This is a genomic window from Pyrodictium brockii (assembly GCF_055379715.1).
The window spans coordinates 154,901-173,888 of sequence record NZ_AP042401.1 but is presented as its reverse complement, the minus strand read 5'-3'; the positions used below and the strand labels follow the sequence as shown (position 1 = coordinate 173,888).

At 67.2% G+C, this 18,988-nt stretch carries 20 protein-coding genes; 8 read left to right on the top strand and 12 right to left on the bottom strand.

Annotated elements, in window-relative coordinates:
- Window positions 1–66 precede the first annotated feature (66 nt).
- From ACZ42Y_RS00985 to ACZ42Y_RS00975, 3 genes are all read right to left on the bottom strand, one after another.
- Window positions 67–522 (bottom strand): helical membrane plugin domain-containing protein, encoded by a 456-nt coding sequence (locus tag ACZ42Y_RS00985; protein WP_464735527.1) that lies wholly within the window; start codon window positions 520–522, stop codon window positions 67–69.
- A 22-nt stretch (window positions 523–544) separates the two neighbouring features.
- Window positions 545–1,744 (bottom strand): NAD(P)/FAD-dependent oxidoreductase, encoded by a 1,200-nt coding sequence (locus ACZ42Y_RS00980; protein ID WP_464735526.1) that lies wholly within the window; start codon window positions 1,742–1,744, stop codon window positions 545–547.
- A gap of 130 nt (window positions 1,745–1,874) precedes the next feature.
- Complete coding sequence (locus ACZ42Y_RS00975; RefSeq protein ID WP_058370203.1) at window positions 1,875–2,441, bottom strand: endonuclease dU; 567 nt, start codon at window positions 2,439–2,441, stop codon at window positions 1,875–1,877.
- Between the two features lie 108 nt (window positions 2,442–2,549).
- On the opposite strand from ACZ42Y_RS00975, the gene ACZ42Y_RS00970 reads away from it, so the two are divergent.
- Together ACZ42Y_RS00970 and modA are read left to right on the top strand one after the other, a co-directional pair.
- Entirely contained in the window at window positions 2,550–3,284 is a 735-nt protein-coding gene (locus ACZ42Y_RS00970) for a nitroreductase family protein (protein WP_464735525.1), read from the top strand.
- 84 nt (window positions 3,285–3,368) lie between these two features.
- Window positions 3,369–4,250, top strand: coding sequence for a molybdate ABC transporter substrate-binding protein (gene modA, locus ACZ42Y_RS00965; protein ID WP_058370205.1), 882 nt, complete (start codon window positions 3,369–3,371; stop codon window positions 4,248–4,250).
- Here modA and ACZ42Y_RS00960 read toward each other — a convergent pair.
- Window positions 4,247–4,714, bottom strand: coding sequence for a Tfx family DNA-binding protein (locus tag ACZ42Y_RS00960; RefSeq protein WP_058370206.1), 468 nt, complete (start codon window positions 4,712–4,714; stop codon window positions 4,247–4,249). The genes modA and ACZ42Y_RS00960 overlap by 4 nt on opposite strands.
- 81 nt (window positions 4,715–4,795) lie before the next feature.
- On the opposite strand from ACZ42Y_RS00960, the gene ACZ42Y_RS00955 reads away from it, so the two are divergent.
- Together ACZ42Y_RS00955 and ACZ42Y_RS00950 are read left to right on the top strand one after the other, a co-directional pair.
- Window positions 4,796–5,575 carry a molybdate ABC transporter permease subunit gene (locus tag ACZ42Y_RS00955; RefSeq protein WP_058370207.1) on the top strand — a complete coding sequence of 260 codons (780 nt, stop codon included), beginning with the start codon at window positions 4,796–4,798 and terminating at the stop codon, window positions 5,573–5,575.
- 8 nt (window positions 5,576–5,583) lie between these two features.
- Window positions 5,584–6,690 (top strand): ABC transporter ATP-binding protein, encoded by a 1,107-nt coding sequence (locus ACZ42Y_RS00950; protein ID WP_058370208.1) that lies wholly within the window; start codon window positions 5,584–5,586, stop codon window positions 6,688–6,690.
- Here ACZ42Y_RS00950 and ACZ42Y_RS00945 read toward each other — a convergent pair.
- The 4 genes from ACZ42Y_RS00945 to ACZ42Y_RS00930 all read right to left on the bottom strand — a co-directional run bounded on the left by ACZ42Y_RS00945 (window position 6,687) and on the right by ACZ42Y_RS00930 (window position 10,702).
- Window positions 6,687–7,754: a TRM11 family SAM-dependent methyltransferase gene (locus tag ACZ42Y_RS00945; RefSeq protein ID WP_058370209.1), complete on the bottom strand. Its 1,068-nt coding sequence runs from the start codon at window positions 7,752–7,754 to the stop codon at window positions 6,687–6,689. The genes ACZ42Y_RS00950 and ACZ42Y_RS00945 overlap by 4 nt on opposite strands.
- Window positions 7,755–7,814: 60 nt before the next feature.
- A complete protein-coding gene (gene thiC, locus ACZ42Y_RS00940) occupies window positions 7,815–9,194 on the bottom strand; it encodes a phosphomethylpyrimidine synthase ThiC (protein ID WP_058370210.1) in 1,380 nt (459 codons plus the stop codon).
- Window positions 9,187–10,032, bottom strand: coding sequence for a sulfide-dependent adenosine diphosphate thiazole synthase (locus ACZ42Y_RS00935; protein ID WP_058370211.1), 846 nt, complete (start codon window positions 10,030–10,032; stop codon window positions 9,187–9,189). Before ACZ42Y_RS00935 ends, thiC begins: the two co-directional genes overlap by 8 nt.
- Before the next feature lie 91 nt (window positions 10,033–10,123).
- Window positions 10,124–10,702, bottom strand: a complete 579-nt coding sequence (locus tag ACZ42Y_RS00930) for a hypothetical protein (protein ID WP_058370212.1) — start codon at window positions 10,700–10,702, stop codon at window positions 10,124–10,126.
- 156 nt (window positions 10,703–10,858) lie between these two features.
- Here ACZ42Y_RS00930 and ACZ42Y_RS00925 point away from each other — a divergent pair, with 156 nt between their 5' ends.
- Both ACZ42Y_RS00925 and ACZ42Y_RS00920 read left to right on the top strand, forming a co-directional pair.
- The gene (locus ACZ42Y_RS00925) at window positions 10,859–11,578 is read left to right on the top strand and encodes a DUF432 domain-containing protein (RefSeq protein WP_464735524.1); all 720 of its coding nucleotides are present in this window, start codon (window positions 10,859–10,861) and stop codon (window positions 11,576–11,578) included.
- Window positions 11,579–11,594: 16 nt separating this feature from the next.
- Window positions 11,595–12,452 carry a mechanosensitive ion channel family protein gene (locus ACZ42Y_RS00920; protein WP_058370214.1) on the top strand — a complete coding sequence of 286 codons (858 nt, stop codon included), beginning with the start codon at window positions 11,595–11,597 and terminating at the stop codon, window positions 12,450–12,452.
- A 238-nt stretch (window positions 12,453–12,690) separates the two neighbouring features.
- Here ACZ42Y_RS00920 and ACZ42Y_RS00915 read toward each other — a convergent pair whose 3' ends face one another.
- Entirely contained in the window at window positions 12,691–13,749 is a 1,059-nt protein-coding gene (locus ACZ42Y_RS00915; protein ID WP_058370215.1) for a hypothetical protein, read from the bottom strand.
- Window positions 13,750–14,025: 276 nt separating this feature from the next.
- Between ACZ42Y_RS00915 and ACZ42Y_RS00910 the strand changes: the two genes are divergently transcribed.
- The gene (locus ACZ42Y_RS00910; protein ID WP_058370216.1) at window positions 14,026–14,421 is read left to right on the top strand and encodes a hypothetical protein; all 396 of its coding nucleotides are present in this window, start codon (window positions 14,026–14,028) and stop codon (window positions 14,419–14,421) included.
- A gap of 107 nt (window positions 14,422–14,528) precedes the next feature.
- A complete protein-coding gene (locus ACZ42Y_RS00905) occupies window positions 14,529–15,965 on the top strand; it encodes an MFS transporter (protein WP_201783068.1) in 1,437 nt (478 codons plus the stop codon).
- On the opposite strand, the gene ACZ42Y_RS00900 is transcribed toward ACZ42Y_RS00905, so the two are convergent.
- From ACZ42Y_RS00900 to ACZ42Y_RS00890, 3 genes are all read right to left on the bottom strand, one after another.
- Window positions 15,962–16,540: an AAA family ATPase gene (locus ACZ42Y_RS00900; protein WP_269082796.1), complete on the bottom strand. Its 579-nt coding sequence runs from the start codon at window positions 16,538–16,540 to the stop codon at window positions 15,962–15,964. The genes ACZ42Y_RS00905 and ACZ42Y_RS00900 overlap by 4 nt on opposite strands.
- A 199-nt stretch (window positions 16,541–16,739) precedes the next feature.
- Entirely contained in the window at window positions 16,740–17,438 is a 699-nt protein-coding gene (locus tag ACZ42Y_RS00895) for a peroxiredoxin (RefSeq protein WP_058370217.1), read from the bottom strand.
- 161 nt (window positions 17,439–17,599) lie between these two features.
- Complete coding sequence (locus tag ACZ42Y_RS00890) at window positions 17,600–18,979, bottom strand: glycerate kinase type-2 family protein (protein WP_083494421.1); 1,380 nt, start codon at window positions 18,977–18,979, stop codon at window positions 17,600–17,602.
- Window positions 18,980–18,988: the final 9 nt, after the last annotated feature.

The window sequence follows — 18,988 nt, the reverse complement described above, 5'->3', positions numbered from 1 at the left end:
AGAGGGAGGTGAGGCGGCGGGCCTCTGGAGGCTAAAAGAAGGAGGTTCACGCCTTGCGTAGGGCGTTCAGCCCTCTCCCCGGGAGGTGCAGGCGCCCAGGTTCCTGGCGACCTCTATCAATAGGCCGAGGCCTTTCTGCACGTTCTTGTCGCTTAGGGCTCCTAGCAGGCCGAAGAGGCCTACTGGCTTGGCCTTGGCGGGGTCGGCGGAGGCTAGCGAGCGCAGCGTGCACTCGCTGATCTTCTCGAGGTTCATCTTCGCCGAGATTACCTCCTCCGGGTGGAGGCGGAGCATCCCCCTGGAGGCGGCGTCAACAACGGTCATTGCCCTGTATATGGCGGGGTCGTTGCTGATCATGGCGAGCAGGTCCATGCCCTTCTCCGCTATAATTCTCAGCATGTCGAGTATGCCGCTCCTCTTGAGGTATACAGCGACCTCTACGAGCTCCTCCAGGGCCTTCATGCTCTCCTCGTCGAGGTTGAGCTTCTCCTCTCCCTCAGCCTCCTGGACCTGGGCGGTCATCCTGGCTCACCCTCGCATAGTGCTACTTCATTGCGGCTATCCATGACTTGTAGAAAGCCTCCTTCATAAGCCTTATAATGGGGGAGGTCATTATGGTGTAGCAGTAGAGCTTGTTGCGCTGTTCCTTCTCGTCGTACCGGATCTCGCATGTGCCCGCGTAGCCCGAGGTGCCCCAGTAGCCGACGCAGGTCATGGTCTTTGCGTACCCTGCCACCGGGTAGCCGCCGGTTATCTCGCTGATTATCTGGTCGGCTGCGTAGTCGGCTGCAAAGTGCACTGGGATACCCGCAGTCGGCAGCCCCGCGGGCGGCATGGAGTGCTCTCCCACCATGAATACGTCGTCGTAGTCTGGGTGGCGGAAGTTCCTGGGCCTCACCGGCGCCCACCTCGGATCCTGCTTGAGCTGGAAGCCCTCACTCCTGGCCAGGGGCTCCGGAAGCCTACTAGGAGGCACCTTAATCAACAAATCATACCTCTCCTCAACATTCCCCGCACGAACAACACCCCTCTCACCATCAACCTCGACATTACCGTCATGCTGCACCATCTCCACGCCAGCAGCCTGTATCTTCTCCCACCACACCCTGGACACGTCTGTGCCAAGCGCGGCCAGCGGCTTCCCCGTCCTTTCCCGTGTGAGCAGCACCACCTCGGCCTTTATGCCGCGGTTCTTCATAGTCTCTGCAAGCTGCGTTACCGCCTCGTAGGGGTACATGCCGCAGCGGTGAGGCGTCTCGGGTACTAGTAGGACTATCCTCCCGCCCTTGAACCTGGCTAGTGCCTTACCTAGCTCGGTGGCCCCCTCGAGCGTGTAGTTGTGGTACCCGTAGCGGTCTAGGCCTGGGTAGGCCTCCCAGCCGTAGCGGACCCCCAGGCTCACGACGAGGTAGTCGTAGCCCAGCCTCCCACCCTTCTCAGTCTCAACAGCCCTCTCGCCGGCATCAATCCGGGTAACCCGGTCAACCAGCACCCTGAAGCCAAACCTCCTACCAGCATCAACAATAGAGGCGCGAACCTCATCCGGCACAGCAGTCCCGAAGGCAACATCGGCGTAGAGGGGGCGGAAGTCGTGCCAAGGCTCATCAGCCACAACAGTGACTTCAAGGTCTAGGCCCTGCTTCCTCGCAGCCTCAGCAAGCTTGCGCGCAGCAACATAGCCCCCTGTTCCTCCTCCCAAGACGAGAATCCGCTTGGCCACGTTATCAACCCTGCTCTCGGTCAACAGTTCCTCGTAAACGGGTGCTAAGCATAAGGTAAAAATGCTTTGCATGAGTGCAACATTCGATATAGTAGTAGTGTAATGCTGAATCTAAAGGATTATCGGCTGTCATGAGCGCCTCTGGCGCCCGCTGCTAGAGGGGGCCCAGGGTCCTTGACAGCATGGAGGCTGCCTGGTGGGCTGTGAAGAGGGGCTCCGGGTGCCTCGTGTAGAGCTGGAGGCTGCACGCCAGCCTCCACGCATCCCTCGGCTCCATGCCGTAAGCTGCTAGGAGGAGGCGCCCCCTCCTGCACTCGGCGGAGCGTAGCCTGGACCAGGCCTCCTCCAGCACGGCTAGCCTCTCCCTCCAATCCGGGAAGTGGAGGCGGAGCGCCCTCTCCACCGCCTCGCGGCGAGGCGGGTACATGTAGACGGCCACGGCAGGGACCCCGGTCTCACGGTACAGCCTCTCCGGGTCGAGGATGTTGAAGCCCGCGAACACCACCGTGTCGGTCAGCACCGCCTCGAGCCGGAACCCCTCCCCGAGGGCCCGGCGGACTAGCCGGGCAGCCTTCCAGGTCGCGTCAAGCCCGTCGACCTCGACAGTGTCCAGGAGGACCCGGCAGGGGCAGAGGCTACCCTCCCTCCTGCAGTGGACAGCGAGCGCGAGGAGGGTGCGGCGCCACCCCCGCTGGAAGAACCCGTCATCGAGCCCGGCCACGCAGCCGCCCAGGACTCCCCCCTCCTCAGGGCTGCGGCTGTGGGCAGGCGCGGCGGAGACGTTTAGACCACTAAGACCTCCTCCCCCGGGCCCCGGAGGACCCCAGCCGTGCAGTGCAGGAGCTGCCTGGACGTTATAGGCAGCCACGCCAGTGTCAGGAAGTTCCTGCCCGAGCCCCTGGATCAGGGGGACCTGGAGCGGATCCTCGAGGCCGCCCGCCGGGCGCCCAGCTCGTGGAACCTCCAGCCGATCGTAGTGACCGCCGTCACTGATCCCGAGCTTAAGAGGAGGCTGTCGGAGGCTGTTGGCGGCCAGGAGCACGTGGCCCAGGCGCCCGTCTTCCTAGTGTTCAGCGTGGACTACCGTAAGCTCATCGAGGCGTCCCGGAGCGTGGGCGTGGAGCCTGCCGAGCCAGGCCTCGGGCACTTCATCGTGGGCGTGCTCGACGCCGGCATAGCCTCCGGCTGGGCGGCGCTGGCGGCTGAGACGCTGGGCTACGGGATAGTCTTCGTCGCGCTCTACGCCGACCCCTGCAGGGTCGCGGAGATACTAAACCTGCCCCGCTACGTTGTCCCCGTGGTGGGGCTTTGCATCGGCAAGCCCGCGGAGCGGCCGGAGCCGAGGCCCCGGCACCCTATGGAGGTGTTTGCCGCCGTCAACCGCTACCCCTCAGCCCCCGACGCCGTCGAGAATGTTGCGGGCATCTACCGGGGCCGCGGGGTCAAGCTGTTCAGGTACGTGCTCGCCCCGGGCGGCTACTACGAGGAGGTGGGCGGCGCGGTCCTCCGCTGCCTGAAGCAGCGGGGGTATAGGGTACCGGGGGGCTCCAGTAAGCATTATTAATTACATGTAAATATTGCGATATTTACTTAGGTTGGTAACGCTTTTATTTGCGTGATACTGTATTGTGAATCTGGTGGAGTTTACTTGGCCAGGCGGCTGCCAGCACTGCTCGCCGCCCTCGCAGCAGCCGCATTGGTGGCAACGCTCCACGTTTACGGCGGCTCTAGAGTCCTCAGTCCAGGCGGGAGGGGGGAGATCACCGTCTACCTCTGCGCGGCCGCCGAGAAGCCCTGGGAGGAGATAATAAAGGAGTTCGAACACGAGACAGGGATAAAGGTGAACGCGATCTACGGGTCCTCGGGCAGGCTCTACGCCATGATAAGGATGTCGCGGCGGGGCGACGTCTACGCCTCGGCCTCGCCCCTCTACATGGCTATGGCTGTGCTCGATGGCCTCGTCCGCCCTGACAGCGTCAGACCCGTAGCCTACCTGGTCCCCGTAATACTGGTGCCTCAGGGCAACCCGGCCGGGGTCCGGGGGCTCGCGGACCTGCTGAAGCCCGGTATCCGCGTGGCTATAGGAGATCCCAGCCATGTTGTGGTGGGTCAGTATGCGGTGGAGGTGCTCAAGCATAACGGGCTCTGGCCTCAGGCTAGGAGAAATATAGTCGTCTACGCTGAGAACTTCGCGAAGCTAGTAGCCCTCGTGGCTACCGGGGCTGTAGACGCGGCGATAGGCTGGCATGTTGCAGGCTACTGGTACCCTGGCAGGGTGGAGGTCGTGTGGCTGAAGCCTGGCCAGGTGCCGGAGGCCAGCTACATAGCGATAGGAGTGCTGAAAACTAGCAGGAACCCTGAGGCGGCCAGGAGGTTCATAGAGTTCGTCACCGGGTCTGACTACGCTAGGAAGGTGTGGAGTAAATACCACTACTTCACGAGCCCTCAGGAGGTTTGGAAGGTGGCGCCGGGCGCTAGTATACCGAGCATCGAGGAGGTTGAGGAGAGGCTGCAGCACTCGGGCGGCTAGGGGCTGGAGCCGCCGGCATCTAGGGCTTTGAGCACGCGCCTAGCCTCCTCGAGGGGGTACGCCTCGATGCTTCCATCCTTCCCTGCTACGAGCGCCAGGGGCCTGGAGAGCCTTGAGCCCTCGAGGTAGTCGCGGAGAAGGCCGTGGAGGAGGATGCGTAGCTCCGCCCTGGCCCAGCGCAGCTTCACCCCCCGCGAGTCCGCCTCCCTCAGCAGCTTCTCCACGAGGCTGTCAAGGGGTATCCCCTTTACAGCCTCGACCACTATGCCGGTCGCTAGCCGGTAGACCCTCAGAGTCTCCCTGGCGGCCTCCACGTTCGCCAACGCTCTCCGGTAGGTGGCTGCAGCATCCTGCCTCGTCGTGCCTAGCAGCCTCGCTATCTCCGAGAAGCCAAGCCCCCTTCCCTCCCGTAGGGCCAGTACCCTGGCCTGCTTGTGGGTGAGGAGGCCAAACCGCCCGGCCATGGAGGGCCCGGTTCCCTGCAAGGCCTCCTGGCGCCTTTAAGGTGCTTAGTCCGGCCCCGAGGCTCCAGCCGTGGCGGGGAGGTGGCCCGGAGGGTGAGGCTCGGCGGGCTAGTCCTCAGCGCCCCCGCGGTGCTGCTGGCGGCGGCCACCCTTGCCGTGCTAGTCTCCGTCTTCGCCTGGAGCAGCCCATCCGCTGTCGCAGCTGCCCTGGCGTCGAAGGAGGCCCTCTACGCTATATGGCTCAGTGTCTCCACCGCCCTCGCCGTGGCGATACTAGCCGTCCTGCTCGGCATACCGGTAGCCTACGCTATGGCGCGCGGCCTCCTGCCCGGGGGCAAGGCTCTAGAGACACTGCTCCTGATCCCCTTCGGCATGCCGCCGGTGGCCGTGGGCGCAGCACTCCTCATATTCTTCACCAACACGGGGCCGGGAAGCCTGCTAGACCGCCTCCTACGGGTGGTCTTCACCCCCAGAGGGCTCGTGGTAGCACAGTTCTTCGTGGTCTACCCCATAGCCCTGAGAGTCCTCAAGAGCAGTTTCGCCTCGGTGGACCCCAGGTACGAGGCGGTGGCACGGACACTGGGGTATACGAGGCTCCAGACGCTCATCCATGTATCCCTCCCCCTGGCGCGCCGCGGGGTGCTCTCAGCCCTCCTGCTCTCCTTCACCAGGGCCCTCGGCGAGTTCGGCGCCTCCGTCACGCTCGCGGGGGCCACGAGGCTCCGGACAGAGACCCTGCCGATAGCGATCTACCTCTCCATAAGCGGCGGGGAGCTGGACCTAGCGGTGGCTCTCATGGCGGTCTCGGTCCTCGTGGCAGGCGCATCGGTGGCAACTATGCTAGTGCTCGAGGAGGTGTAGACCTAGGGATGGCGCCCGCCCCGGCCCTCCGGGTGGAGGATCTCTGGGTGAAGCGTAAGAGCCGCCTCGTGCTCCGGGGTGTGAGCCTGGAGCTGGAGGAGCCCTCAATACTCGTCGTGCTCGGGCCCAACGGGGCTGGGAAGACCACGCTGCTAGAGACCGTGGCGGGGCTTGTCAAGCCGAGCCGTGGGAGGATAGTGGTCTCCGGGGAGACCGTCTACTCCAGCGCTCCCCCGAGGGTGAATACGCCCCCAGAGAGGCGAGGCGTCGCCTATGTTCCTCAGGATTATGGGCTTTTCCCCCACATGACTGTCTACGAGAACATTGCCTTCGGCCTCCGGGCCCGCCGCTGCCCCGGGGAGGATGTGGACAGGAGGGTGCGGGGGGTCGCCGGGGTCCTCGGGATAGAGCATCTCCTCGACCGCAGGCCCGCGGAGCTGAGCGGCGGCGAGAGGCAGCGGGTGGCGCTCGCCAGAGCCCTCGCAGTAGAGCCCAGGCTACTCCTCCTCGACGAGCCCTTCAGCGCTCTAGACGCGCCTAGCAGGGAGAGACTACGCTCCGAGCTGCGCAGCCTCCTCCGGAGGCTGAATGTTCCAGCAGTGATCGTGACCCACAGCTTCTCCGACGCCTGGGCCCTGGGGGATAGGATAGCTGTCCTCGACTCGGGCCGCGTGGTAGCCGAGGCTAGCCCCGGGGATCTGGCCTTGAGGCCGCTGAGGCACGGGGTGGCGGAGTTCCTAGGCTACATGGTGCTCGAGGCCCGGGTGCTCCGGGCGGAGGGGGGCCGGGCTTCCCTAGAGGCTCCCGGCCTCGGGCTGCTGGAGGCAGCCGTGGATGGGCTGGAGCCGGGCTCCAGGGTGCTGGTCGCCCTGAGGCCCGACGACCTGGTTGTCTCCGCCAGGCCCGTGGCTAGGACCAACACCTACCGGGCCCGGGTCGCCGAGGCCGTTGTGACCCGGCATGGTGTGCGCCTCCTACTAGAGGTCGGGGGCCTCGTGCTGAGGAGCGAGCAGGCCCGGGGGCCCCTCCTGGCCCTCCTCGGCCGCCTGCCGGGCCCCGGGGACCAGGTCTACGTCCACATACCCCCGGGGCTGGTAGACGTGAGGACCCTCTAGCCGGGCTTCCGCGCCACCACTATGACCCGTGTGAGGCTGCCGTGGACCCTCATGTAGTGCCTCTCCACCAGCCTGAGCCCGCTGGCCTCGGTCGCCTCGACCGCCCTCTCCTCAGCCCAGTGGGGGGTGGCGTAGGCGAGGAAGCCCCCGGGCCGCAGCACCCTGGAGGCCTCGGCCAGGAAGCCCTCAAGCAGCTCCCCGAGCGGCCTACCGTGGAGCGAGACGCTCCTGCCGTAAGGGGGGTCGGTGCCTATGCTCTGCACGCTCCCGCTCCTCAGGGGGAGCCTCGCCGCGTCCCACTGGGCCGGGGTTGAGAGCGCGTCCAGCGGGTAGGCGCGCAGGTTCACCCATGCCCCCTCCGCCAGCCTCCCGGAGAGCTCGCCGCAGAGCGTCTCTATCCCCATCTCCTGGGCCTCCAGGGCGAAGCCGCCCGTGCCGCAGAAGGGGTCGAGGTAGGGCCCGGGCGGCGCGGCGCGGGCGAGGTTGACGAAGAGCCTGGCCAGCCTGGGGTCGAGGCTGCCGGGGTGGAAGAAGGGCCTCCTCTGGGGCCGGTGGCCCTCCAGCATCCTCTTGGGCTGCTCGTCCTCCCTGAGCCCGAGCACGGCGACGCCCTCCGTGACCAGCAGCCTCACCGTCCTAGTGGGGCTCCTCGCCCCGGCCTCGGCGCCGCAGCGCCGGAGCAGGGGCGCGGCCTCGGCCGCGAGCCTCCTCGCCGCGTCGTCGGGGAGGCTGGCCCGGGCATAGCCCCGGACCCGGTGGAGCTCGAACCGCACCCGGTCCCCGGGGCCCGCGAGGCTGCACCAGTCTATGTAGGCCGCCGCGTCGAGCACGTCGCCCAGCCTGGCCTCAGAGACGGCCAGCACCCTGCCGGTCTCGTGCACCAGCCCGGCCCTCCACGCCACCCCCCGGCTGCTGCCGCAGCTGCACTCGAAAACCACCAGCTGGTCCAGCTCCTCCACAACCCGGTACCGGTGGCCCAGCGCCTCCAGTATGCCCCTCAGCTCGGCCTGGGGGAGGCTGGCATGTAGCCCGCTGAGCAGCGCGTAGTAGAGGAGCCGCGGCACAGCGGCCTCGTGACCCCCCGGGTCCCCGGGGCCCGGGGGCGCGGGGTAAAATTACGGGGGCTAGGGGGCGGGGAGCCTCTCCAGCGCCTCCATGGCCTCGCTGCCGCCGTCGTTGAAGCGGCGGAGGAGCTCCTCGGCGCTTGGCTCCCTCCTGCCCCGGGCGAACTTGCCCAGCACTAGGCAGGCGCAGTACTGGCCGCACATGTTGCAGGCCCTGGTGGCCGAGGGGAACTGGCTGTATATCTTCTTCGCGTGCTCCGGGTCCAGCGCGTAGCTCCACATCCTCTCCCAGTCGAGCCGGGCGCGGAGCAGGCTCAGCTCCGCGTCCCGCCTCGCAGCCCGGGCCCCGTACTTGGCCAGGTCCGCCGCGTGGGCGGCTATCTTGGCCGCTATGAGGCCCTCCTTCACCTGCTCGGGGTTGGGCAGGCTGAGGTGCTCGGCGGGCGTCACGTAGCATAGGTAGTCAGCGCCGCTGGCGGCGGCGACCGCACCGCCTATAGCGAAGGCTATGTGGTCATAGCCCATAGCTATATCGGTGACCAGGGGGCCGAGCACGTAGTAGGGCGCGCCCCCGGTCAGCGCCTTCATCAGCCTCACGTTGGCCGGTATCTGGTCGAGCGTCATGTGCCCCGGGCCCTCGACTATAGTCTGCACCCCCGCCTCCCTGGCGCTCCTCACCAGCCTGGCGGCCTCGATCAGCTCCCCCACCTGGAACTCGTCGTGCTGGTCCGCCAGCGCGCCCGGCCTGAGGCTGTCACCGACACTTATCACCGCGTCGTACTCGGCGAAGAGCTCCAGGAGGTAGTCCCAGTGCTTCCTATAGGGGTTCTCCTCCCCGTTCTCCAGCATCCATGCAGCCAGCAGCGCCCCGCCCCTGCTCGTTATCGGTATGACCCTGCTGCTCCGGACAGCCTTCAGCGCCAGCTCCCTGGTCAGCGCAGCGTGTATGGTCATGTAGTCTACCCCGTCCCGCAGCTGCCTCTCCACTATCCCGAGGAACCAGTCGCTGGGCATGGTGAGGCCGCCGTACTTGCGGATGCCCTCGACCCACGCCTGGTAGGTCGGCACAGTGCCCAGGGGGAGGGGCTCGGCCTCCCTCATTATCTTCCTCCTTATCTCGTCCAGGGACCCGCCCATGCTCAGGTCCATCACGGTGTCGCTCCCGTAGCGCCGCGCTATCCTGGCCTTCTCCAGCTCCATATCCACGTCCACTACCGTGCCGCTAGTGCCCAGGTTGACGTTAACCTTGGTGAAGAGGCCCTCCCCCACGCCCACAATCTTCACCCGGTCCAGGCGCCTGACGTTCCGGAGTATCGCTATCCTACCCTCGGCGATCCTCGTCCTGAGCTTCTCCACCGGGAGGCCCTCGAGCTTGGCCAGCTTCTCGATCTCCTCGGGTGTGGAGCCGCTCCTCGCGGACATCATTATAGTCTTAGCCATGAGCCTTCACCTCGGGGAGGCCTATGCTCCTGCCCGTGAGCTTCTCGGAGAGAATCCGGGCCAGCTTGGCCGCGGAGGCTATCATGCCCCCGAAAACGGGGCCCATGCGCCTCGTGTTGTATATCTCGGCCACCGACATGCCGGCGGCGTAGAGGCCGGGGAACACCTCGCCCGTGCGCTCGACCACCTGGCGCTCACCAGTCCAGACGTCGAGGCTCGACATGCCGGGCACCCTGATGCTCCCGGGGAGCCTCCTCTCCAGCAGCCGGGCGAGGGCCGCGTCGTGGCCGGTGGCGTCCACTACGGCCCTAGCCTCTATGAAGAGGGGGTCTACGTGCCAGCCGGCCTCCGACACCGGGGCCCAGTTGACCACGAGCCCCGCTACCCGGGCCGAGCCACCGTCACCCTTCACTATGAGGTCCTCCACCTCCACGCCCGGGAGTATGACCGCACCGGCTTCCAGGGCGCGGACGGTGAGCCTGGCCGCCGCCTCCATAGGGTCGAACGTGTAGATGCCATCCGCGGCCAGGCTCAGCCTCACGCCGGCTTTCCGGAGCACCTCCGCCGCCAGCCCCTCCTCGACGAGGCCCACCGGGAGCAGCATTGAGCCGCCCCGCATGCCGCCGCCAGTGCCCAGCCTCCGCTCAACGAGGGTGACGCGGAGCCCCTGCTCGGCCAGGAGCCAGGCGAGGGTGAGCCCCGCCGGCCCGCCGCCGGCTATCGCCACATCGGCCTCGACAGCCCTCGAGAGCTTCTCGAGGGCCGCCTGGAGCGCTAGGCGGGCGAGCGCCGCCTCGCTGTAGAGCTTCTCGATCTCCCGGGGGTAGAACTCCTCCAAGGCCCGGTGGCACCGTTAGCCCAGCATCTAAAAACGGTGTTATTAAGCATTCCTATAACCGGGTTCTGAGCGGTCATGAGCGCCATGGGCCCTAGCCGCTGCGCCCAGCCGCCGCCCAGAACAGCTCCTCCGCCAGCGGCCCCACGCTGAGAGCCAGCGCCGCCTCCTCCAGCAGGACGCGGCTCGGCGAGAGCCCGTAGGCGAGCAGCAGGGCGGGCCCCGCAACGGCTGTGAAGACCCAGGCCCAGCGGGCTATGGATGCGAACACCCCCACAATCTCGCCCGAGGCCCCTGCCACCTTGGAGCGGAGCAGCCCGGCTGTAGCAGCCAAGGCCGCGGCCGCAGCTGCTGCCGCGGCGCCCTGGCCCCCGGCAGCCGCCCGGAGGAACCCCATGGCGGCCACCCACACGATGCCCGAGACCACTAGCAGGTGGAAGACCCGGCGCCTCCCCAGCCGGTGGGCCAGGGAGTCCCCGGCCAGGCTGGTGAAGAGCCAGCCAACCGTCGCCGCGCCCATCGCGGAGCCCGTCAGCGCGTTCCCCGCGGCACCCGCCACGAGGCCGGCGGCGCCGACAACGCCTATGAGCCCGGCGTCGCGGAGCCCAAAGGCGGGCCCTTGGCCGCGTCCCCTAGCCCCTCTCGACCCCTCAACGCCCTTCCCGACAGCCATGGCTCTGCCCTGTCCAGCTGCAGTACGGGATCCGCCGAAAATATAGTAATGTATTTAGCTGCTCATAGCACTGGCTCGGCGTAGCCGAGGGCCGGAGAGCAGCTAGCTAGGAATGGGGTGAAGCCAGGGATAATGCTGTTCTCGGGCATGTGGAGGATGTCGGGGACCGGCGGAGGCCATCATGAGGGAGGCCCTCCGCCCGCCGGCGGGGAGCAGCCCCGGCTGACACTGGAGCCCGGCGGGGAGCTGAGCCTCGGCAGGCTGGAGGCGAAGCTCGGCACGAACGGGCTCCTCGAAGCCTGCGACGGCTACAACTGCATAAGAGCCAGGCTGCCCCGTGGCGCGGCGGCCCGCCTGGAGCCCGTGCCTCCGGTCCACGTGCCCTCCCAGATGACTAACTGCCTCTACCTGGAGTTCGAGGAGCAGCTGGTAACCCCCGGCGAGCACGCCGTCTTCTGGGCCACAGTGCCCTATGAGCTAGCTATCTACGCTAACGGTGTCCTGCTCGGCTACCTCTCGCCCCTCCGCGTCAAGTACACGCTGGTAGGCGACGTCGTCGAGGGCACTGTGTGCCGCTACCACCGCTCCAGAGCCTCCACCGACCCCAGGGAGCTGCAGGCCGGCATGGAGGAGGCCCTCGCAGCCATAGAGTTCAGGGGGGCGCCCGGCAGGGTGCCCGGGGTGGGCTTCCACGTGGCGGACATACCCCTCTACGTGAAGGACGGCAGGGTCTACTACCCCCTGGTGAGGGCCGAGGTGGGCGCTTCAAGGGTATCCTCGAGGGTTGACCAGAGGCCCCCGGTGGAGGGGGCGCGGGGGGTCCAGCGCAGCCGCCAGAGGGGCATACTGCCACAGGTCTTCGTGGTGACCATCTGAGGGGTATTGACTGCGGGTGGTCGCCGTGGCCTCGGGCTCCGCACCCTCCCTAAACCTATCAGGTGTAAGGCTTGGCGACATGCTTGTGGCGCTGGCAATACTGGTCGCCACTATACTGATAGCGCTGTTCATAAGGCAGGTTATGAGGAGGAGTCTCCAGCACAAGCTGCCGAGCTATGTCTACAAGCCGCTGGAGAACATAGCGTTCTACGGCATTATAGTCACCGGGGTGGTGGCCGCCCTCGCCCCCCTCGGGGTGAGCCTCTCCGGCCTACTGGTGGCGGGCGGCTTCGCAGGCCTCGTGGTTGGTCTGGCCTCCCAGCAGGCGGTGTCGAACCTGGTTAGCGGCATCTTCCTGCTCATAGAGCAGCCGCTACGGATAGGCGATCCTGTAACCGTGAAGGATGTGAGCGGCGTTGTAGTCGATATAAACATCCTCTCCACCAGAGTGAGGACATGGGACGGCTATATAGTGAGAATACCGAACTCGACAGTATTCAACGAGCTGATAACCAACTACCAGCGCACCAGGGCTAGGAGGGTAGAGATAAGCATAGGCATCAGCTACGGCAGCGACCTGGACAAGGCAATGAGTGTTATAAGGGAGCTGATGGACGAGCACCCATACTGCCTCGTCAACCCCGCACCGGAGGTGTTCGTATCCAACTACGCAGACTCCGCCATAGTGATAACGGCCCGCTGCTGGGCCCCGCCCCAGGTCTGGTTCAGCACCAAGGTGCAGCTGCAGACGTCGCTGAAGAAGAGGCTCGACGAGGCCGGTGTGGAGATACCGTTCCCGCAGCTAGACCTGCACGTCAAGGACCTAGTCCCGCTCAGCGTCAGGCTTGAGGGAGCCACGGAGCCCAAGGGCTAGCCTGGAGTAGCCGAGGGCCAGCCTCGCCTCGTCTTTTCCACCGGCAGCCCTCTCCTCCAGCCCCTGGCCACGAGGCCTAGGATGCCCGGCATCAAGAGGCGTGTGCCACGGTACGCGAGCTAAGGGCGGCGGGGTCGGCGAGGTGTCCGGTCTCCACAGCCCCGGGCTCCCGGGGGGCTCTGTGGAGGTGCATCCCCAGGGCACCTCATCCCCCAGGGCTCCCTGCCCCCCGGGAGGCCTAGAGCTTTAGGCTGAGCCTCCGGAGCCTGTCCTCGAGCTCGGCGAGGTCCACGCCGTCCCTCAGCTTTATCACCGCGATGCCGCTGTGGCCTCCAATGTTCTCCGCTACCCCGTCACGGAGGAGCCCTACGGCCATCCTGTATGCGCCGCGGCCCCTGCTGCGGATTATGAGGAGCAGCGCGCCGTCATCCCTCTCCACGAGCAGCGCGACGGGCTGGCGGAGTATCTTGTAGAGCTTCGAGGCCAGCGCGCTCGCGCCCCTCCCGCTCCAGCGGCGGCGGGCGTCCACGAGCCTCACGTAGCCGACCCGCCTGGCCGAGAAGGCCAGGTCCTTCGCCAGGTCCTCCATCCTCCGGTCGCTCTCCTCCGCTACCCGTATCACCCGCTCCACCAGGTTCATGTCCACCGGCGTGTCCTGGGGCAGCGGGCTGGCCAGCCAGCGGACAAGCTTCCTCCACACCTCCTTGTCGCGGAGCACCGTGGAGGCCTTGGAGATGCTGGCGGCCAGCCTCACCACCCTCTTCTCGGCATCTGTCAGGGGCCTCCTGCTCCTCTCCAGCACGCCCACGGCCCTCATGAAGGCCTCCAGCCTGGGGGTGAGGTGCTTCACCCCAAGGCTTCGGAGGAGCTGGTAGGTCAGCACCGCGGTGGGCCTGTGGCCTAGGTAGACCTCCTCGCTCAGCTTGTAGAGCCTCTTGGACATGTAGAGGGTGGAGAAGTGGTGGTCAATGTATATCAGCCTTGTGGAGGAGCAGCTCCTGGCGAAGCCCTCCAGCGTCTCGTAGAGCTTCTCGGTGAGCGGTATATCTAGCACCGCCAGGGCGTCGGGGCAGTTGCCGCTGGCCGTCACGTTCTCCAGCGCGGTGGGGAAGCCCCTCGGCCCAGCCGGCTCCAGCGCGACCTCGTGACGGCCCTGGAGCGGGTAGACCTTCCGGTAGTGCTGCGCATAGTATATCATCGCGGCGGCGGTGGCGCCGTCGGCGTCCCAGTCGGCTATAACAGCAACCGGGTACTTTACCAGGCTCCTCGGCTTAGGCCCCTGCTGGTCCGCGGTCACGAAAACCCCCCGGGGAGGTGTAGTGTCTAGCCCGCGGCCCCCTATAGCTGGACCCGGGAGGCCAGGCGGAGGAGGGCTCGGTGCTCGGCTGGACTCGTCACCCCCGGGAGGTAGGCATAATCCCTGGATCCTCACCGCCCCTCCCGGTGGCCGGGGAGGCCGGGGCCGGATAGCCTCCCACGCCCCCCGGCCGCTATACCCGGGAGCTACTAGCCCGCCATCCAGAACCCCCGCCGTCAATGCAGTATCCCATACCCGGGGGAGGTGACGCCAAGGATGCCGCTGTCCGGGCCACCGTGGCTGCTGCTGGAGGGCCTGGGCGCCGAGGAGGCCACGGAGGAGCTGGGGCTCAACATACTCGCGAGGCTCGCCGCTGGGCCGGCCGGGCTCCACCGGCTGCTCGACGACCTGCGGCGCCTCGAGGAGGCGGGGCTCCAGCCGCCCGGCTACACCCTCCGCGACGTGGTGGCGGAGCTGCGCCTCTACCGTGAGGCCGGCGTGGTCCAGGTGGACGTCGATGGCCTGCTCCACGTGGACCCCGAGAGGCTGGAGCTGGGGGCTAGGATGCTCGTATACTCCAGGGCTGCCGTGGTGGCCGAGGCCCTGGGCCTGGAGGGGGCGGCGCTGCCGCAGCCCGCCGGGGGCGGGGAGGCGGTGCACGCCCCGGCATAGGCGCGCCAGCTGCACACTGGTTTTATCTTTTGTCCCGGGTTCCCGGGATCTCCCTCCGCGGAAACACCTATTACCTCGGGTCCGATGCCTCGGCGCTCGAGACGGCGTTGGCGGGGCCGGGCGTCCTGGAGGAGGGCTACGACCTAGCCTACGCCAAGAAGGCGGCCGCCCTGCTCGTCACGCTCCCGCTGCTGGTAATGTACACCGAGGCGGCCCTCATCCCAGCCCTTCCCGCGGTGCAGGAGCAGTACCACGTGAGCCCCAGCAGTGTTAGCTGGGTGCTCAGCATCTACCTCCTCAGCGCCGCCTCCAGCGTAGCGGTCATGGGGAGGCTCGGTGACATCCACGGGAAGAAGAGAGTCTTCCTGGCCGCACTGGCCATCTACACCGCGGGGGTGGCTCTCACCGGGTTCGCGCCGAGCTTCCCAGCCCTCCTAGCCGCCCGGGCCCTCCAGGGGGTGGGGATGGCGATATTCCCCCTAGGCTTCACCATGGTCCGCGAGGAGTTCCCGCCCCGAATGGTGCCCCAGGTCCAGGGGCTGATAAGCTCGATGTTCGGTGTGGGCGTGGCCATAGCCCTCCCCCTCGGCGGCTACGTAGACCAGCGCCTGGGCTGGCAGTGGACCTACCGCACCGCGGCGGTGCCCGCCGCGGCGTTCCTAGCCCTCTCGGCCAGGATGCTCCGGGAGAGCAGGTACCGCAGCCCCGGCCGCCTGGACGTGGTGGGCGCCGTCCTGCTAGCGGTGGCTGCTGCAGCCAGCCTGACGGCAGTGACCATGGCGCCCTACTCCGGCTGGGCCTCCCCCCACACGCTAGGCCTCTTCGCCGCCTCGGCAGCGGTGCTTGCGGCGCTGATCCTCCACGAGCGCCGCGCCGAGCACCCCCTCGTGCCGCTGGAGCTGTTCCGGGAGGCAAACGTGGTAGCCGTCTACATGGGCGTCTTCCTCGTAGGCTTCACAGCCCAGATGAGGAGCCAGGCGCTCTCCTACCTGCTCCAGATGCCCCCGCCCTACGGCTACGGCAGGACGACCTTCGAGGCAGGGAGCCTCATGGCCCCGGTGGCCCTTGCAAGCATAGTGACGAGCCCCCTCGCGGGCCGCGCCATAGTGGCGGCGGGGGCCAAGCCCGTGGCGGGCCTCGGGGCCCTCATCTCCATGGTGAGCCTCGCAGCCCTCGCCTACAACCCCACGGGCGCGGGCCTCTGGTGGATAGTGGGCTTCACCACCCTGACGGGAGTGGGAATGAGCCTGTTGAACGTCTCCCTGATAAACATCCTGGTATTCACGGTGGACAGGGGGGCGATGGGCGTGGCCACCGGGCTCAACACGCTCTTCCGCAGCCTAGGCTCGGCGTGGGGCCCCGCGGTGGCGGGCAGCGTGATGAGCCTCTACTCGGCCAGGATACTGCTCCACGGCTCGGAGGTCGAGGTGCCCCTGCCCCAGGCCTACACGGTGCTCTTCCTAGCCGCCGCGGCCCTCTACGCGGCCCTAGCGGCGGCCAGCCTACGGGTCCGCGAGGTGGTGAGGGTGAGGGTGCAGGGCTAACCGCCCGGAGGCTCCCGCGGCGCCTCGGCCAGGAGGCGCTCGAGGAGCCCCCGGGCGGCCTTCAGGAACTCCTCCACCGGGCCCTCGTTCACAAGCATATAGTCGGCCAGTGCTATCACGCTCCCTAGGCTGAAGCTCAGCTCGGTCATATCGCGCTCCCGGAACTCCTCCCAGCTGCCGGGGTCGCCCGGCCTACCCCTCCTCCGGAGCCTCTCGAACCGGGTCCTCGGCGACGCGTGGACAGCCACCGTGATAACCCTGCCCAGCCTCTGGAAAACCTCCACCTCCACCAGGCTCCGGACGCCATCGACCACCACGACGGGCGAGGAGCCCCGCTCCAGCCTCCCCGCAACCCTCAGCGCCACGGCAGCGGGCCCCTCCTCCTTGCGGAGGAGGCGGGCAACCATGTTCAGGTTGGAGGGGGTTGGCTCCAGCCCCCGGCGCCGGGCCTCCTCCCGGACCACATCCCCCATCACGTAGACCGGGAGCCCCATCTCCCGGGCGACGCTGGAGAAGAGACTCTTACCGCTCCCCGGCATCCCCGCGACGAGGATGATCAGCCGCCCGGCGGCCACACCAGCCCCCTGGGTAAGGGGTGCCGGGGCCCTAGGAGCTAGAGGCTAAAGAAGGCTAGGCAGCCCCCGGGAGCCGGGTCAGGAGGCGGGAGGGCGTTAGGATGGGCTGGAACGAGTAGAGGTACGTGCAGGAGAGGGAGCCCCTGGGGCCGTAAAAATCACGGTAGGAGGTATGGGGTGCCTGTAGGCCCCGCCGAGGCTAGCAGTTGGCGACGCGCTTGAGGAACTTCCTGGCCTGCTCCTTCTCCTCGGCGCTGGCCTTGTCCTCGTAGCAGAACCACCAGTCGAAGCACTTGAACTTCTGCACCCTCTCCTTCGCCTCCTGCTCGGTGGATGCAGGCGGCACTATCAGGTTGTCGCCTATGAGCTCGTTGTTCGGCCAGTTGGCTGGCAGGGCGCGGCCGTACTTGCTGTTCAGCTGGAGCGCCAGCACCAGCCTCAGTATCTCGTCGATGTTCCTGCCGACGTCCAGTGGGTAGTAGAGTATGGCCCTTATGACGCCCTTGTCGTCCACTATGAAGACGGCGCGGACGGTGACTACGCCGCTCTCAGCGTGTATCATGCCGAGCTTCTTGGCTACCTCGCCCATGGGGTCGGCGATTATCGGGAAGGGTATCTCGACGCCCAGCTTCTCCTTGATCCACTCCTTCCACTTTATGTGGCTGAATGTGTTGTCGACGCTGAGGCCTATCAGCTCAGTGTTTATCTTCTTGAAATCCTCGTACCTCTTGGCGAAGGCTACGAACTCGGTAGTGCACACCGGCGTGAAGTCGGCCGGGTGGCTGAAGAGGACGAACCACTTGCCCTTGAAGTAATCGGGCAGCTTTATCCTGCCGCGGTCGGTGTTGACCTCCATCTCGGGGAAGCGCTCGCCGATTAGAGGTATGGTTCCGGGCATGCTTCTCGCACCTCTCTTCCCGCTCTTCTCTCCAGGCTGATTCCTCTTAGAAACCATTTCGAGTATAAATGCCTACCGGCGCTGAGGCATTACGGCATATCTTCTTAAACCGGCTCCCCATCGCCCCTATAGACTTGTGTTGATTCAGCTGACGGCAGCTGCTAGGGCGGCTGCAGCGGCACAAGCGCTATGAAGACATCGTTCACATTGGTGCCGGTGAAGCCGCCCGTGTCTATCACTCCCCCGGACTGGCTGAAGAAGCCGTAGCTGTCGTTCCCCTCCAGCGCCCTCCAGGGGTCCAGGCCCATGGAGAGGGCCCGGGGCAGCGTCTCCTCGTCCACCAGCGCGCCCGCGGCGGGGCTGTTGCCATCCACCCCGTCGGTGCCCATGCAGGCGGCCGCGTAGCGGGCTACGCTCCTCCCCCGGTGCAGCTCCATGGCAAGGGAGAGGCACAGCTCCTGGTTCCTGCCTCCAGTCCCGCCGCCCCTCACTGTGACCGTTGTCTCGCCGCCGGCTAGCAGCGCGGCCGGGGGCGCGGCCGGCGAGGGGCCCCCGGCGGCCGTGGACTCGACCACCCCGGCCAGGGGCTTAGCCGCCTCCCTGGCCTCGCCCCTCAGCCTATCGGTGAGGATCACCGTGTTGTAGCCCCTAGCCCTCAGCAGCCCGGCCGCCGCCCGGAGGGCGTCGCGGTTGGAGGCCACGAGGAGGCTCGTTGCCTTCTCGAACAGCGGGTCACCGGGCTTAGGCGTCTCCGGGGCCAGGCCGCGCAGCCCGGCCTCTATCCAGCTCCTCACCGCCTCCGGCGCCTCCTCCCACACACCGTAGCGGCGGAGTACCCTGTAGGCGTCGCTGAAGCTGGTCTCGTCGGGCACCGTGGGCCCCGAGGCCACCGTGTCAAGCCTGTCCCCGACCACGTCGCTGACTATGAGCGAGACCACCCTGCCGGCCCTGGTATAGCGTAGCAGCTGCCCGCCCTTCACCGCGGAGAGGTGCTTCCTCACCGCGTTCAGCTCGTAGATGTCGGCGCCGCGGCGGAGGAGCCTCTCCACAACCACGGCCTCGTCCTCGAGGCTCACCCCGTCGGCGGGGACCTCGAAGAGGGAGCTGCCCCCGCCCGAGACCAGCACCAGGAGGAGCGCGTCCCCGGGCACCGAGGCGAGGAACTCGAGGAGCCTCCTGCTGGAGCGCAGCGTAGCCTCGCCGGGCACGGGGTGGTCGCCCTCGAGCACCTCCACCGGGCCAACCCGGCCCCCGTGGCCCCGCGGCGCCACCACCACCCCTGCCTCCACGAGCCCGTCCAGCGCCTCAACCACGCCCTCGGCCATGCCCCTGGCCGCCTTCCCGAAGCCGGCTAGGTAGACGCCAGCCCGGGGGCAGAGCCTCCCCGCCCCCTGGATCTCGACGCAGCCGCCGCTGCGGCGGAGCCGCCGGCGCATCAGCCTCCGGGGCTCCACGGCGTCGAGGGCCGCCTCGAGGGCGTCCAGGAGGTCGCGGTGGAGGCCGCTCCTCTCCAGCTCTCCACGGTTGCGGATGAACCCCAATGCCCGAGC